The sequence below is a fragment of the Corynebacterium sp. c25Ua_89 genome (assembly GCF_047459735.1).
Classification (GTDB): Bacteria; Actinomycetota; Actinomycetes; order Mycobacteriales; family Mycobacteriaceae; genus Corynebacterium; species Corynebacterium simulans.
In genome coordinates this window covers 56137-72769 of the sequence record NZ_JASBOD010000004.1, presented here as the reverse complement: position 1 = coordinate 72769, position 16633 = coordinate 56137, and the positions used below count along the sequence as shown (strand labels likewise).

9 protein-coding genes are annotated in these 16633 nt (G+C 57.8%); 1 reads left to right on the top strand and 8 read right to left on the bottom strand.

Annotated features, from left to right (window positions below):
- Positions 1 to 9: 9 nt before the first annotated feature.
- Positions 10 to 1074 (top strand): HNH endonuclease signature motif containing protein, encoded by a 1065-nt coding sequence (locus tag QKB66_RS07615; protein WP_248093858.1) that lies wholly within the window; start codon positions 10 to 12, stop codon positions 1072 to 1074.
- Positions 1075 to 1314: 240 nt separating this feature from the next.
- Here the strand turns inward: QKB66_RS07615 and QKB66_RS07610 are convergent, their stop codons facing one another.
- The 8 genes from QKB66_RS07610 to zomB form a co-directional block, all read right to left on the bottom strand.
- The gene (locus tag QKB66_RS07610) at positions 1315 to 2859 is read right to left on the bottom strand and encodes an acyl-CoA carboxylase subunit beta (protein WP_248093857.1); all 1545 of its coding nucleotides are present in this window, start codon (positions 2857 to 2859) and stop codon (positions 1315 to 1317) included.
- A complete protein-coding gene (locus tag QKB66_RS07605; RefSeq protein ID WP_414253027.1) occupies positions 2859 to 7715 on the bottom strand; it encodes an alpha/beta fold hydrolase in 4857 nt (1618 codons plus the stop codon). Before QKB66_RS07605 ends, QKB66_RS07610 begins: the two co-directional genes overlap by 1 nt.
- Before the next feature lie 181 nt (positions 7716 to 7896).
- The gene (locus QKB66_RS07600) at positions 7897 to 9735 is read right to left on the bottom strand and encodes a FadD32-like long-chain-fatty-acid--AMP ligase (protein WP_414253026.1); all 1839 of its coding nucleotides are present in this window, start codon (positions 9733 to 9735) and stop codon (positions 7897 to 7899) included.
- Between the two features lie 102 nt (positions 9736 to 9837).
- Positions 9838 to 10773 carry a cutinase family protein gene (locus QKB66_RS07595; protein ID WP_248093854.1) on the bottom strand — a complete coding sequence of 312 codons (936 nt, stop codon included), beginning with the start codon at positions 10771 to 10773 and terminating at the stop codon, positions 9838 to 9840.
- A gap of 11 nt (positions 10774 to 10784) precedes the next feature.
- Complete coding sequence (locus QKB66_RS07590; RefSeq protein WP_414253025.1) at positions 10785 to 11276, bottom strand: DUF732 domain-containing protein; 492 nt, start codon at positions 11274 to 11276, stop codon at positions 10785 to 10787.
- 44 nt (positions 11277 to 11320) lie between these two features.
- Positions 11321 to 13288 carry an alpha/beta hydrolase-fold protein gene (locus QKB66_RS07585; RefSeq protein ID WP_248093852.1) on the bottom strand — a complete coding sequence of 656 codons (1968 nt, stop codon included), beginning with the start codon at positions 13286 to 13288 and terminating at the stop codon, positions 11321 to 11323.
- Between the two features lie 261 nt (positions 13289 to 13549).
- A complete protein-coding gene (locus QKB66_RS07580; protein ID WP_414253024.1) occupies positions 13550 to 14572 on the bottom strand; it encodes an alpha/beta hydrolase in 1023 nt (340 codons plus the stop codon).
- Positions 14573 to 14797: 225 nt separating this feature from the next.
- Positions 14798 to 16576, bottom strand: coding sequence for a flagellar motor control protein ZomB (gene zomB, locus QKB66_RS07575; RefSeq protein WP_414253023.1), 1779 nt, complete (start codon positions 16574 to 16576; stop codon positions 14798 to 14800).
- Positions 16577 to 16633: the final 57 nt, after the last annotated feature.

The window sequence follows — 16633 nt, the reverse complement described above, 5'->3', positions numbered from 1 at the left end:
GGTGTGGGCATGAAGTTGGGGGACTTACTCGGGGTACTTGCGCGCGGTATGCACGTGGTCTCGTTATGTGCGGGCCACAACCGCAGCGAGTTGGTGGCGATGGGCGCCACCGAGTCTTTTGCGCAGTCCTTGTTGTCCTTGCATGAAATCTATTTTGGAAAGACTGCTTTCAGCGCCATGCAGCGCGCGGCGCGAAATACTTCGCACTCTTTGGAATCGCTGCGAGAGATTGAAAGGTACGTCGGCCGCGTAAAAGATAAGCGCAAAGCTTGGCGGCTGCGCGAAGAACTGTGTGCCACCAGGGAGCGCGATATTGCCAAGGTGGCTGTCGCCCGCCTTAAAGAGCTAAGGAAACCACCGCAGGTTGCCCGCGGGGTAAAGGTGCTACGGCGCGATAATGGCCCACACAGCCTTGTTATCACTGACTCCCCGCGCGCTATTGCCGATTTATTCGGCACCATCAAAGCCACTGCTAAAGACCCCACTGCCGCCGCAACAGCGGCTGAAGCATCTGCAGCCGGCCCCGACTTGCTCGGAGCAGTCCGCCGGGTATTTAGCGGTGCTGGCTCCAGCGCGCCGCAGCTGCATACACACGTGATTGTGCGCTTGGAACAGCTAGATAAAATCGCCCGCGGTGACGGCGACGATATCCAGCTCTTGGCCACAGATGGCGGAACGCTAAGCGGCGCTGAGTTCATCCAGAAGCGTTTCGCAGACATCGGCTTCGTCACGCTCGTCCATCCGGAAGTGGGCCCGGTTAACTTATACCGCACTCGGCGTTTCGCTTCAGCAAAGCAGCGCACCATGTTGGCCGCTGAGCATCCCACCTGTGCATGGTTGGGGTGCCGGCGCCCAGCCAACGAATGCCAATTCCATCATCTTGATAGATGGGAAGACGGCGGGATGACGAACATCAATAACTTGGTTCCGTTATGCCACTACCACAACGCCATCAACGATGACTCGCCCGATAAACCAACCGGCCGCGGAAGAATGGGCCGCTTGAGAGGTCGAATATGTTGGCTGCCGCCCGGCGGTGGCAGACCAGTCGTAATTCCCAGCCCCGCAATATAAACCCCGTTATACAAAAAGAGTCTTCCCACAAGTTGCCCTGTGGGAAGACTGCTTTCGGCTGCCAGAAAGGCTTCTGGCAGAAGTTCTTAGCTGAACATTGCTGCGCCCTGGTTGAAAATCATAACGGCGTAGTTGATGATTTCACCGACGATATCGAGTGCGCTAGACAGCAACATTTACTTTCTCCTTCATTTCTGAGGTCGTTTCATCCACCTTTATCGTCCGCTCCCCTTTAGGGCGTTACATCGGCGCGATGGTGTGCTTCTTAGGCAAGTCGCTTTCGGTCTTCGTGGCCAGCTGGCGCAATGCCTGACGCAATGCCAAACGCGATTGGCTCGGCTCCACCATCGCATCCAAGTAGCCGCGCTCTGCAGCGACATAAGGAGCGGTCATGGTCTCGTCATAGAAGTCCATAAACATCTTCTTCGTCAATGCACGCTGTTCCGGGGTCTCTGCAGCTTCGAGCTGCTTGCCCGCAATCATCACAACGGCAGCTGCCGAACCCATAACCGCAATCTGAGCGGTAGGCCATGCCAAGTTGATATCGCCGGTCAGGTTCTTCGAACCCATAACCGCATAAGCGCCGCCATAAGCCTTACGCACAATCAGCGATACCTTAGGCACCGTTGCCTCCACCACCGCGAATGCGAACTTAGCGCCGCGGTGAATCAGACCGGCCTTCTCCTGCTCAACGCCCGGCAGGTAGCCCGGAGTATCAACGACGAAGACGAGCGGAATGTTATAAGCATCGCAAATACGGATAAAGCGCGCGCCCTTATCCGCAGCATCGGCATCGATACAACCGGCCAGATGCATCGGGTTATTGGCAACAAAACCGACAGCCTTGCCATCAATTCGACCAAAGGCGGTAATCATGTTCGGCGCGTAGTTTTCTTGTAGCTCGATGATTTCTTCGTCATCACCAAGCTGCGCCAAAAGCTCCAACATGTCATAGCCCGCGTTCGTGTCGTCAGGCATGAACTCATTGAGCTCTGGATCTTCGAGCTCCGAATCCTCGGGAGCTGCAAACTCCGGCGCCTCATCGAAACAAGTCAGCGGCAGATGGTCCAGCAAGTCTCGTACCAAATCGAAAGCATCGTCTTCCGAGGCAACCACAGCGCTAACGTTTCCGTTTAGCTCCTGCTGGCGCGCAGAACCAAGGTCATGGGAAGTAATCTCCTCACCCGTGACCTCCTTGATGACGTTAGGGCCGGTCACATACATCTCGGCCTCACCATCGACTGCGATAACGAAGTCAGTAGTAACCGGGGCGTACACAGCACCGCCAGCAGACTTACCCATCATGATGGAAATCTGCGGGCTACGACCACTAAGTGGCAGCTGGCGACGCGCAATTTCCGAATACATCGCCAGCGAAGTCACCGCATCCTGAATACGCGCGCCACCGGAGTCCTGAATACCAATTACTGGGCAGCCGATCTTGATGGCCATGTCCATAATTTCGGTAACCTTCTTACCGAAGATGACGCCAACCGAGCCGCCATAAACCGTCTTGTCGTGCGCGTAGATGCACACCGGGCGGCCGTTTACGCGACCATAACCGGTGACGACGCCGTCCGAGTAAATCGCATCTGGGTCACCCGGGGTCTTTGCCAACGCACCCGTTTCAACGAAAGAACCTTCATCGAGCAGCGCATTAATACGCTGACGCGGGGTTGAGCGGCCGGCGTCATCGCGGCGCTTGCGGGAGCGCTCGCTGCCTGGGTCCTGCGCGCGTTCCAAGCGCTGGCGCAGGTCTTCCAGCTTATGAGCAGTAGTAGCCACTACCGAATCTTCTCCTCGATCCAATCATTTATGTGCTTGCCCACGATACCGATAGCCGGCTCATCAGGAACTGCTAGGTGATCGCCCTGCAGCTGCACGATTTCCAGATCCTCAACGATAGCGCCCCATCCACCATCCGGGTCAATCTCGGCATATCGCGGTTCGAGTTCAATGGCACCGTCATGCATGCGCTCCGAGCGGAACAAAATCACCGGGACGTCAACATCAGTCCAACGCTTCATATCCAGCTTGCCCAGAATCTGGTTATCCACGAAGGAAGCGCGCTGGTGCTCCAAGACACCCGCAGCCAAGCCGTGCTCAGATGCATCGGTGTTAGACAGGAACTCTGCGAGCATAGTCATTAGAGCATCTTCGCCCATGGTCTCGAGCATTTCGTATGGCGGCTCGAAGTCTAGGCCATAAGTCTTCTTTGCGAACGCAGCGTAACGACCCCACCGCGCCTTAGTCTCCTCGAGAGTATCCGGAGCAGGATCTGAAGGCTGAGTGGTATCGAGCAGAGCGATGAAAGCAACCTCTGCGCTTTCCTCACCGCGCTTTGTGCGGTCCGCTAGCTGGTAGGCAACCTCATAAGCTAAAGCACCACCGAAGGACCAGCCGCCGAGAACTACCTTGCGGCCGCGGGCATACTTGATGATGTCATCGATATAGGCAGTAGCGCGCTCCTCCAAGGAGCCTTCGAGCCTTTCGACGCCGTAGACTGCGACATCACTTGGCAGACGACGCGCCAGTGGCTGGTAGACAACCGTCGTTCCGCCGGCAGGGTGGAACATAAAGACAGCGGGCCCCTCGGCTTCGCGGAGAACGCGGATGTTGCCTTCGACCTCAGTCTCCAGCCCCTCGCGTACGAGGTCTGCCAAAGGCTCCAGGGTCTGTGCGTCGAGGACTTGCTGCGTGCTGACTTCAATGCCAGCACGCTCGCTCAGGCGCTGCGCGATATCCGCCGCTACAGATTCATCAATCTGCGGAAGCTGAGAGGTCACGCCCGCTGCTGCCTTGCCGGTAAACGTTGCCCAGGTACCAAAGACCATGCGCTCCGAGGCATCACGAGGGGCAACACCCACGCCTTCAGCGCTGTTTTCTGCATCGTGCTTGTCGACGCCGTCCTTTTCAGCGTCGGCTTCTACAGCGCCAACCTCCGCAGCGCTAGATTCTGCAGAGTTGGCTCCTGCAGTGCCGGCGTCCACGGCGCCGACTTCTCCAGCGCCGACGTCCACGGCGCTGGTCTCGGCAGCACCAGCATCAGACTTACCAGCGACGGCATCCTCGACCATGGTGATGACATCGGCGAGAGAGGCGTCGCGAAGCGCTTGCACCTGCATCGGTGGAATCTGGAAGTCATTTTCCACGCGATTCTTAATACGCATGCCCATCAACGAGTCCAGGCCTAGGTCGATCAGCGGCAACTCACGCGGCAGGTCAGAGACGTCGTAGCCCATCGACTCAGAGACGATTAGCGAAAGCCGCTCCTCCACCGTTTCCTTCGCTGGGTCCCAACGCACAGCTTCTACGTCACTGACGTCAGTAAAGGATGCCGGTGCACTCGGTGCGGCAGGTTCGGCAATCGCAGCCACACCCGGAATGCCGGTTTCAGCCAAGTTCAATGCGGAAGCGAAACCCTCTGCAACCAGCTGCGTAGCCGGACCGTTCACAAAGTAAACCGCAATCGACAGGCCGCCCAATGACTTCGACACCACAGTGGTTACCTCACCCTGCGGTGGCAAGTCACCATGCTCCTCCGAAGCCACAATCTGTGCCCCCGGAGTAACCGCCTCTGCAGCTGCCTCCAAAATTGCCAGAGCAGAAGGAGCTTGGTCTGCATTCGTCGAGAACGCAACCTTGCCCTCCGGCAGGTTAACTCGCGCACCTGGCAAACCAGAGATGCCAGAGGAGGGACGGGCATTCGTCCAGAAGCGTTGGCGCTTGAACTGGGTATGCGGGGCGTCGACAAGCGTGCCCGAACCAAAGACCGCCGTGTAGTCTACCGGCGCACCAGCCACATACAGCTTCGCCAGAAGGTCCAACAAAGACTCCGTCGGATCGACCTTCCGCTTCAAGCTAAACAGCAACTGTGCATCAGACTTACCAACCGCAAAGGCAGTCGACATTAGCCCCATCAACGCAATTGGGTTCGGTGATATTTCCACAATCTGCGTATGTCCAGAGGCAAAAGCAGCTTCCGTAGCATCCTGCAGCATGACCGGCTGGCGAGTCATACGAATCCAGTAATCCTCATCGTGGACAAGGGCCCCTGGGCGGTAGATTTCACCGCGGTCGACAGAGCTGTACAGCGTCGTGTGCAGCGGCCGTGGTTCGATACCAGCGATGTCTGCATACAGCTCGCCCAGAATTGGGTCCACAGCCGAGGTATGTCCTGCACCCTTCACGTTAAGCGCGCGTGCAAACTTTCCTTCTGCATCCAGCTTTTCCACCAAAGCGAGGACCTCAGGGCGCGGACCGCCAACAGTTGTCATACCAGGGCCGGTGTAGACGGCAGGTTCAATGTTGCCGTCCAGAGCTTCGATTTCAGCAGCAGTAAGCTCGACAACAGCCATTGCGCCTTGTTCTTCCTCACCGAGCGAGTTTTCACCTTCGCCCATCAAGCGGGAACGGTGAGCGGCGATAAGCATGGCGTCTTCTGCAGTGATACCGCCGGAAGCGTAGGCAGCGGCGATTTCGCCCATGGACATACCGATAACACCCGCCGGACGAACGCCGAAGGATGCAAGAAGGTCCGTCAAAGCAATCTGGATTGCGGTAATCGCTACCTGGGCGGTTTCAGTGTTATAGGTCTGGGCGTCGTCGGCAACGATGTCAAGGATGGACCACCCGGACTCGAATTCGACGATTCGGTCGAGTTCTTCCAAGCGTTCCTTAAACGCTGGAGAAATCTCGAGCACATCCTTAACCATCTTGCGGTGCTGGGAACCGAAGCCGGAGTAGATAAAGACGGGGCCTGGTACAGACGGGGAATCTGCAGAGGCGATTCCCATGGAGACCTTGCCGTCGGCTACCTGACGCAAACGCTTGACGACGTCTTCTTCACTGACGCCCGTCACCACTGCACGGGAGCGTGCATGGTTTCGGCGCGCAAGAGTGCGCGCAAGGGAAAGCAGGTCAGGATGTTCTTGCTCGATGTAGTCAGCGATCTGGCCTGCAGCAGCCGCGCGACGGGATGGCAGAAGACCGGAAATCGGCAGGGAGACTGGAGCGCCCTCGTCGATGTTGACCTGCGCTGCGGTCTCGGCAGTCAGGCCGCGGTAGTCGGTGAGGACGACGTGCGCGTTGGTTCCACCGAAGCCGAAGCCTGAGACACCGGCGACCTTCTGGCCCGAGTATTCCGGCCACTCGCGGGGATCCTCAACGACTTCGAGGTGCTCGTTGTCGAAATCGATGTAGCGGTTTGGGGCGGAGAAATTGATGCTTGGCGGGATGACACCGTGGCGCATCGACTCGATGACCTTAATGAGGCCAACTACGCCGGCAGCGGATTCAGAGTGACCGATGTTCGACTTCGCAGAACCGAGAAGCATCGGCGCTGCCGTTTCGCGCCCGGAACCGAGAACACGGCCAAGGGCGGTGGCCTCGATTGGGTCTCCGAGGATGGTGCCGGTGCCGTGTGCTTCGACGTAGTCGACTAGCTGCGGGTCAATACCAGCGTCGGCGTAGGCGCGCTCGAGGACGTCAACCTGCGCGTCTGGGTTCGGGGCGGTCAATCCGTTGGAGTGGCCGTCGGAGTTAACGGCAGTGCCCTTGATAACGGCGAGGATGTTATCGCCGTCGCGCTCGGCATCGGCGAGACGCTTGAGCACCAAAACGCCGGCGGCGTCAGAGCGGACGATACCGTCGGCGTCGTCGGAGAAAGCGTGGATAGCACTGGTCGGGGAGATAACGCCAAGTTCGCTAAAACCAGTCGAGGCATGCGGAGCAGCGAGGATATTAACGCCGCCGGCCAAAGCTACGTCAGAGGCACCTGTGCGCAGGTCATTGACGGCTTGGCTAACAGCGACCAGCGAGGAAGAGCATGCAGTGTCCACGTTGATGGAAGGGCCACGCAGGTCCAGTGCGTAGGAGATGCGGTTGGCCACCACTGCAGAAGAGGTGCCGGTCATGGCATAAGGGTGCATCTCTGCAGGGTCAGCGACGATGAGCATGCCGTAGTCATTGTTAGTCGAGCCCATGTACACGCCCGTTGCAGTGCCGCGCAGCTGGTTGGCTGGAAGCCCTGCGTCCTCGAGCGCTTCCCAAGCTAGTTCGAGAAGAATGCGCTGCTGAGGATCCATGTTCGCGGCTTCGAGGGGAGAAAGCCCAAAGAACTCCGCATCGAAGCTAGCAATGTCTTCGAGGTAACCGCCATCGGTGTTCTGGTTAGCGATCTTTTCCGAGACCGTCGGCTCTGCGGCGTACTCGGACCAGCGGCCCATAGGTAGTGGGCCGGTTCCGGCACGGCCTTCGACCAACATGTCCCAGAACTCTTTGACGTTCTGTGCGCCGGGGAAGCGGCCAGCTTCACCGATAATCGCGATATCGCCGCCAATGATGCCGGCATTACGCGAGGAGGAGGCACCGCTGGTGGAATCGACCGCGGAGTTGCTCGAGGATGCTACGCCGTTGACCAGACGGTCGGCGAGCTGCGCGATGGTCGGGTATTCATAAGCGACAGTCGGTTCTAACTTCATCCCGAGTAGGTTCTCCAGCTCACCGGAGAGAACCACTGCATCGCGGGAGGACAACCCGAAGTTTTCTAGAGGCTTGCTATCAGTAATTTCCTCAGCGGATAGGCCGGTGGTTTGCGCGACCCAATTGCGTAGCCAGCCTCGTAGTTCTTCAACAGTCATCTAAATTAGCTTTCTATAAATGGGGAGTTTCCGCACAATTCTGCACAGCACTGGTTGCCGCATGTATGCAATCTTTATCGCTTTATTGTCTCATTTTGTTAACTTCTGTCACGATAACAACTCACCTCTGCTATATGGCAGTGCAATACAGCAGAGGTGTAAAAGCGATTAGAGCGCCGCGTTAGCTCGCGAGGAAGTGCTTCTTCGCTACACGGCGTGCAATCTTCCCAGAAGAAGTGCGATTGATTTCATGCGCACTAAACCAGCGAATGACCTCCGGCGTAATACCGTGTGCCTTCGAGACAGCAGTACGAATAACCTCAGTCGCTGCTTCATCGCCTGCAGAATCTGCATCATCAGCACGTTCGATCAGCAGCACTAACTGCTCGGTATTGCCACCTTCCACAGAGAAGGCAGCGATGGAATCTGGTCGCACATGCGCCGAGGCCTCCTGGACGGTTGCCTCGATATCTTGTGGGTAGTGGTTTCGTCCCGCAACCACGATCAGGTCCTTCAAACGGCCCGTGATGTAGAGGTGACCATCCACGATGGTGGCAAGGTCGCCCGTGGCCATCCACTTGTCATCTTCCGGTGCCCCAACAACGCGGGAGCCCTCCGGCAGGCGCGTGGCCAAAGTATTCCGGAAAGTAGAAGCTGTCTCGTCCTCGCGGCCCAGGTAACCGGCCGCCATGTTGTCGCCGTGCAACCACAGCTCGCCGATCTGGGCGTCGGCAAGCTCAGCCTTGGTTTCTGGGTCCACGATCGTCAGATACTGAGCAGGTACGCCCTGACCATTTGATGCAAAAGCCACCGTCTGCTCGGACTTGTCCTCCACAACGGCCTTGCCTGCCGTCAACTGCTCACGGTTGAAGTGCGTGATGAGCGGGCGCTCGCCTTCCTGCGGAGTAGCCACTATCAACGCCGCCTCTGCCAAGCCATAGGAAGGACGCATAGCCTCGCGCTTGAGCCCGTACTTGCTAAAGACCTCCCAGAAATTGTCCACTGCAGTCTCTGTTACAGGTTCGGAGCCGATGATAATGCCATCGATATGCGACAGATCAATATCCTCACCCGCAACCGGTGCGCCATAACGAGCAGCTAGCTCCAGAGCAAAGTTCGGAACCACGGCATAAATTCCTGCGAAGTTTTCATCGCCTGGCTGGCGGCTAATCTGGCGTACCCAACGCTTCGGCTGCTGCACAAAGTCACGCGGTGTCATCATCTCGAAGTTCAAGCCCAAAATGGTGGCGAAAGAAGCCAAAATAATGCCCATATCGTGGTGCAACGGCAGCCAGGAAACGATGCGCGGCGGCATCTTAATGTGTACCGCAGCAAAAATCTGCAGCACATTCGTCAAAATCGAGCGGTTAGTCAACAATACACCTGCTGGAGTGCGGGTAGAGCCGGAAGTGTACTGGAGGAAAGCGGGAGCGTCGACGGGCGCTGCTGCTCCCTCACCGGCGCCTTGCTCAACTGGATTCTTCCACGAAGCCGCAAGCGAATCCGGCAGAGAATCGATGGAAATCACGCGTGGGCGCTGCGCCGACGGCAAGTCTGCGAAGTAGCGGCGAACTGCGGCTGCAGAAACATTGTTGGTCAGAACAATCGAAGGATTCGAATCACCAAAGACTGCGCGCAGGTGCTCGGAGTGCCCCGGCTCGTTCGGATCATAGAGTGGCAGCGGCGTCATTCCCGCATACATCGCGCCCATAAAGCCAAACAGATACTCAGGAGAGTTTCCGGCAAGAATAGCCACGCGGTCCCCTACTGCGCCGACCTGCTGCAGGCGCGCGGCCACCACCTTGATTCGCTTGTTTACCTCTGAGCGGGTGAAATCGCGCGGAGCACCAGCTGGGTCATCATCAAAGAGCCACTGGCGCAAAACCGGGCGATCAGGAACTCCTGATTGTTGTTCCATTTCAAAGACGTACTCACAAAGCCCCGGCAGGGTCAAGTGAGGCGGCAGAACAATGCGACCATTCCCGTCAAAGAACTGGCCAATCAATGCTTGGAGGTCCATCTAATCTCCTTTTGGGCTTAGATTGTTTACTTTTGACATTAAAAATATCATCTCGGAGACGCACAGCGTTACATAACATGACCGTTTTAAGTTTGAACGGAGTTAGGTGCGGTCGATAATTTCCCGCGCCCAGCCGACGACCCATTGATTGGCAGTCGTGCCCGGAATCACGTTCGGGTTGGTGGCATACATCGCGTGCACACCGTTTGCTTCAATGAGCCCGCGTGCGCGCTCAAGGCCGTTTGGGCCATCGAGTGGGGCATCACAGATAGAGTCATCAGGTGCACAAATCTGGAAGGTGCGATCTGCCAAGGAGCCGAAGCCATTTGCACGCGGCCCGCGCATGGATGCTCCAGGAACGATGCCTTGGATGAGCATGCCAACCGGCTGCAGTGCAATCTCTGCACCGACACCAGCAACGGGCACGCCGGGGTTCTGGCCTACGCCTGCTTGGCGACGCCCATCTGCCACCAACGCAACGCCCGAGACAGCTTCGGCTGGGATTGGGCCATTGCCACCACCGATGCGGTCTGCGACGTCGCCCGCAATGACAGCACCCTGAGAGAAACCGGCGATGATGAACTTGGTGGCTGGGCAGTTCTCGTGCATGGTGGTCAGCTCGCCCTCGAGGCGAGAGGTACCCTCATCACGGGATTCGTCGTAGCTCATCTCCTGTTGAGCGTTGATGTTTTTAAACTGCGCGGTATAAGGCAGCGTCCAGACCTTTACGTCTTCAGGAACGTAGGCCTCCTTCAGCGGGTTGCTGATGGAAAGCATGAAGGACTTGGGGTTGGCGGTCGGGTTGATGGGGTCATCATCGGCCTTGGATTCCCAAGTGCCAGGGGCAGAAATCACTTCGAAGCGCGGGCACCAATCCGGCTGGGCAGGGGCCTCGACTCCCCCGCCCTGCTCGATGGGCGCCGGCTCACTCAGGTTGTTGGATTCTCCTGCCTTGTTGGCGTTTAAGAAGTGAACCGCTCCCGCGCCGATGACAGCTAATACGACGAGGACGGCAACAACCGTGAGTGTTTTTCGCATAAATTTCTACCTTATTTAGCACACAGGGTGTCGCGCGCTTGGTCCGTGAGGACAGCGGTTAGCTCCTCATGTGACAAAGGTGCGCGGCCCTGCTCGATGAGCTGACCTGCAACAGCGGGGATGGTTACGGCATCGCCTTCGTTGCATGCAGCTTGGCCTGCACCGATGATTTGATCTTCTGCACCTTCTGTTTTTACTCCAGCTTTCTGAACTGCAGCTAGGAAATCTTGCTCAGGTCCCTGAGTCTGGCGAGGCGAAGGGATAGCGGAGATTTCCCGGGCGCCACGGTCTTCAGGCTCATCGCCTGCCGAAGCAGCGCTGGATTCTGAAGAGGACTTTTCGTCCGAAGAATCCGCCGACTGCGAGCTAGCTTCAGAGGCGCTTTCAGAAGCACTTGCAGGCTGCGGAGAACGCTCGAGCGGGGCGACTTTCGTCTGCTCGGGAGAATTCTCGCTTTCAACCGTTGCGGAACCACAGGCGCTTATGCCGAGTGCAGCAGCCATGAAGGCTGCGCACATTACAGGAACCCGGAAGGAGGTACGCATGATTACTTCTTTTCCGCCTGAACGCTGCCCATGATTTCGCGGATCTCACCGTGCTGGAAGGTCTGGGAGATGCCGCCGGCTGCGATCTGGTTGTAATCACTGGTTGGCCAGCCGAACTCGCCCTGCTCGAAGCCACGCTTGCCCCACTCGTCCATGATTGCGCCGTACAGAATGTAGTGCGCACCGGATTCAGCGGACCAATAGATGTTGCCGTGCTCGAACTCCTGGAAGAAGCCGCCCTTGATTGGCTTTTCGCCACCCTTCGGGAAGCCCAGTGGGGAGGACGGGCCGCCCAGCTCCTTGTACTTGGCACCGATGGCACCGTGGACGATGGAGTGGGACTCATCCGGGTTACGGGTCAGAACGCCATTCTGGAAGTCCTGTGCGAAGCCCTCGCCGACCTTAGTGACTGGGCCGGTTGGGTACTTCAGGTCGCCGCCTTCGAAGCCATTCTTGCCCCATGCCTCAACCATGTCACCTGGAATAGCCCAAGCGCCGGTTTCTGCGGTCCAGTAGATGGAGCCGTGCTGGAAGTGAACAAAGCGACCCTTGCCGTCTGGGGTCTTAGTTTCACCGGTGGTTGGGAAGCCCAGCCAGGAGGTCGGGCCGCCGCTCTCGGCGTAACGTGCGCCGATGCGACCGAAGATGGCGTGTGCACCAGTCTCTGGGGACCAGTAAGCGGTACCCGCTTGGAAGTCTTCGGCCTTACCGCCGGCGACGTCGTACTCATTGTTCAGACAGGAGCCCAGGATGCCGGACTTGGTTGCCTCTGCGATAGCTCCAACCGGGGTACAATCTGCGCCGCGGTCTTCCTTAGCGATGCCGAGGGCGTCGGCCATGACTGGCCAAGCCTCGCGCATTTCGAACTGCCAGTATTCCCAGCTGTGAACGCCAGATGGGCGGAAGCGGGAAACAACAGGCACACCGGCGCGCTTCGCGTAATCGACGAAGGTCTGGGTAGACATACGGGAGATGACCTCGAGGCCAACGCCAGCAGCATTTGCAGGGCCCTTTGCCACGGAGCGCAGATTGCCGTAGTCGTCCTTACCGGAGCCGGCGGAGACGTAGACCTTCATGTCCTTGAGTGCTTCGATGCCCAGCTTCGGATCATGGTCGATCCAATCCTGAGAGTAGTGCGGACCCCACATGTTGGTAGAGGTGTATCCGCCGGCGTCCATCTGGGCTGCGGCGATAGCCTCAGGCATGCCCTGCGTGGTGGTGTCCAGGTAGCCAGAGAAGGAACCAACGAACTGGAACAGGTGCGGGTTTCGCTCCGCCAAGTTCATAGCCGCGGTACCGCCCATGGAGATGCCGGTAACGGCGCGCTTCTGGTTGGAACGATAAGCCTTATCGAGAATCGGGACGAGCTCCCTAGTCAGGAAGGTCTCCCACTTGTAGTTGCGTCCATTGTCCGGCTTCTGCCAGTCAGAGTAGAAAGAGGACTCGCCGCCCACCGGCATGATGAGGTTGACGTTGCGCTCAGCGAACTGAGTCTCGATGTCGGTCTCGATGGTCCAGCCGGACTCGTCATCGCGTGCGCGCAGGCCGTCGAGTGCCCATACCTCTGGGAACTTCTTATCCGGGCTGGAGTACCAGTCACGAGCAAGCTGGATCTGGACAACCTGCTCCTTGTCCGGCATCGCTGCGGACTTGATGTAGACGCGCAGGTTGCGGTTGGTCAGGTATTCCACGCGGGAAATATCGACGCCTTCCGGAAGACCCTCAACCTCTGGGTACTCGGTCTGAATCGGAGTACGCTCCGGCGGGGTACCAGGAGCGAAAGCATCGGATAGGTTGGAGCTACCCAGGTTCTGTGTCAAAGAACCAAGGGAGGACTGAGCCGTTGCATTCGGCAGGAGAGACAGGCCCACCGCTACAGCAGTAGGCAAAGCTGCGATGGCCAGACCCTTACGAGCCTTGGTCGGGGAACCTGGAGAGCGCAGGCTGGATGCAGACGCATTTTTACGCATAGATGAGTCCTTGTATGAAGTCGAGGTTTTAATGTCGAGGTAGCGGACTAGGCGTGGTTTCCGAAGGTTCCCCTCCTCCGGACTTTCCTCATCTAGGCCGCGAAGTGCTGTCTATTGTGTGCTCAAGTTTAAGTTGAACTTGAGACTTTTCATAGAGGAACACGCCAAAAACACAAAACCGGCCGCAGGAAAACCTGCGGCCGGCTAAGAACCCATCTAGAACAATTCGCCGGAGCGATTCCTAACGAATTCCCTAGATGCTTACCAAGCGTTCATCACATTGAGAACCTGTGGCTTAGAGTGCTCCAGCTGGTAGCCAAACTGTGCCCAGTTGTGCAGACCCTGCATTGGGTAGTTGGAAGTCACGCGCAGACCAGTTGCACGAGCCTTAGCCTCCCAGATGCGGGTGGTCGCACCAGCGAACATCTCCAAAACGGCGCCAGACAGCTGATGCTGCGGCAAGTAACCTGCATCGCCTGCGCCTGGGATACCGGAAGCTGCGGAGATGTAGATGTCAGTGTTGCGCAGACCGTCCATGACGCGGAACGGATCGTTCTCGAAACGGCGCGGGCTAATCAGAGAACCGTACATTGCGTTAATGTTAAATCCACCAGCGTCGAGAAGCGCGAGGCGCATGAAGGTCTGCGCACCTGGCAAGGTGGTGGTCAGGTAGCCGGAGTAGGACAGAACCTGGCGGAACTGGTCTGGGTGCTTACCGGCCAGGGTGACGGCTGCGGTGCCTCCCATGGACAGACCAGCGATAGAGTTGTTGTTACGAGCAACGCCGAAGTTGCGCTCCAGGTAGCCAGGCAGCTCGGAGGTCAGGAAGGTTTCCCACTTGTAGTTGATCGGGGAAACAGCGTTGTAGGTAGCCGGGCCCTCCCAGTCAGCGTAGAAGGAGGCCTCTCCGCCAACCGGCATTACGAGGGTGATGTTGTGCGGCTCGTAGGTGCGGGCAGCATTTACGTCGTTGATCCAAGCGTTGGTGCGGTTCGTCGCGCGCAGGCCATCCAGCAAGTACAGACCAGCGTTGCCGCCGTTCTTAGCCGGCTGAATCTGCACCGGAATGTTGCGGCCCATTGCTGGGGACCAAACGTCACAGCGCTGCACCCACCAACCGACGGCATCCCAGTCACAGGTGCCCGTGGCATCAGCACGCAAAAAGTCGCGGTTTGCAGCGGACGCTTCCTGGCTACCGGCGGCAACAGCGAGTCCAAGCGCAACCGCAACGGTCATTACGGCTGTGAGAACACGCGCCTTGAGACCCGAGCTCAGTGAAGTCATGTCTCTCCTTTATGTACTTCTCAACAAGAGCTAGATAGAAAAATTTAGTGCTACTGACACATATCGTCGCCACATCTGGAAACGTTAACGTCACAGAAATATAACGAGGAATCTCTAGCAGCTTAACCCACTTAGCCAGGAAAATTCCATACAGAACCTCGTTAACTGAGTAGGCGCAGGGCAGTTTAGGGAAGCTGCCACGCCGTAACGGAGATTAAATCCCTATCATTTCCCAAGGTAATCGTCAGGATCTTCGGAAAAAGTCAGGGTGCGGCCGTCGGTTAGCGCGAATTTGATGTTTTCGAAAAATCTCTTCGCATCAAGCGGGTCTTTGTAGGTGGCAAACAGCTTCTGGAAGTCCTCTGTCTGCAGCGCCTTGCGTGCCTTCCGGGTTTCTTCCTTGTCGTACCAGGGCGGCAGCTCGTCGATATCCACCGCGGTCTGCGCCGCCTGCCAATATGTCGGCAGGCTCTTGTCGTGACCGATGCGGCCGTCGGCGATGCGTGGTTGGCGGGCGGCGAGCGGCGTCGCCAAGCCGATGTCATCGAGCACGCGCACCTCGAGTGGTGCGTTCATAGAAGTCATGCCCATGTTGATGAAGTAGACCGTGGGTAATTCATCAATGCTGGGGTCTCGTTCGATGCCCATCCAGCCATAGGCATCCTCCTCACCCTTCTTGGCATAAAGAACGGCAAGGGCGTCGCCAGCTTCGAGCCCATCCATGCCCTCTTTGTAGTGCTCAATAAAGCGCATGTGGCCGAAGTCTTCCAGCGAGCGCGGCGGGTGGCCGGTTTGGCGCTTGGTGGCATGCGTCCAGAACTCACGCTCGTCGACGATGTTTAGCGGGCCAGAAAAATCATCCCAGTCAACGGAATGCCCACGCAGAACAATCACGCATGCCCAGACTGCGCAGATAGCAGCGGTTAGACCCCCAAGAATCGAACGCAACGGGAGGACGAAGACCGGCAACAGCAAAGCGAAAAGCGGCAACAAAAGCATTCGGCCATGCATGAAGTCACCGCCGACGCGCAGGACATAAATCAGATGCAAAAGACCGGCCGCGAGCAAAAGGTAGGCTGCGGTGGCCGGAGTACGAAACCCACTGGGACGCAGTTCACGACGCAGGCTCCACAGCGCCCACGCAGCGAGGACAATGAGCGGTACGTAGAGCGCATAAGGCAGAGCGAAGTCGCCCAAATAGTTAAAGCCGTGGCTCCACACTGCGCCGGATGCGGACTTCGCCACCGCAGTGTGCGGGGTAAGTAGGCCGTAGTAGCCCATGCGGAAAATCTGGTAGCCCAGCGGCAAAGGCAGCGCCGCAGCGAGAATGCCGAGCCATGCTTTCCAATTACGGTGGGCAGCCAGCAGCAGCACACCAACCAACCCGCCATAGAGAGCGAGCTCTGGGCGCACGAGCCAGGACAGACCAGCCCAGACAGCCAGCCAATATGGCATGGAGTCGCTGGCATTCGCCGCATGCTTGTCGACGCCCCGAGCCCACTTCAGCAGCATCCACCACAGCACGGCCAGATAGAAGATGGCTAGGCCCCATTCGAGGCCGGAGGTGAAAAAGTCGCGAGCTGGTGGCAACGCGAGGTAGACCAGTGCGCCGGCAGGAGCGACGAGGGTTGCGCTCTTGCCCCGCGAAACAAGACCAGCGGTGGCAAATGCGCCGAGCGCCATCGCACAGACAGCAAGGAAAAGCCCTAAGTAGATGGCAATGCCTGCGAGGTCGGCGCCAGTGATCCAGCGCAGCAGCAGAATCAGGTACTGCCAGAGCGTGGAAGTGTTAGCCTCGACGCGCTCGCCCATGTTGAACACGGGGCCATTTCCGGCTTCGAGGTTGCGTACGGTGCGCAGGACGATGAGGCCATCGTCGGAAATCCAGCGGCGTACGAAGCCACCCCAAAAAGAAAAAACACCAATAACAATCACCGATGCCGCGGCGCTGAGCCGGACCAGATTCTTGTTATTAGTGTTATTCACGGGGTAAAAGTTTAACATTACCCATCTTATTTGGTTATATTCCTAGCTTTGTACTGCCAGAATACATTCCTTATG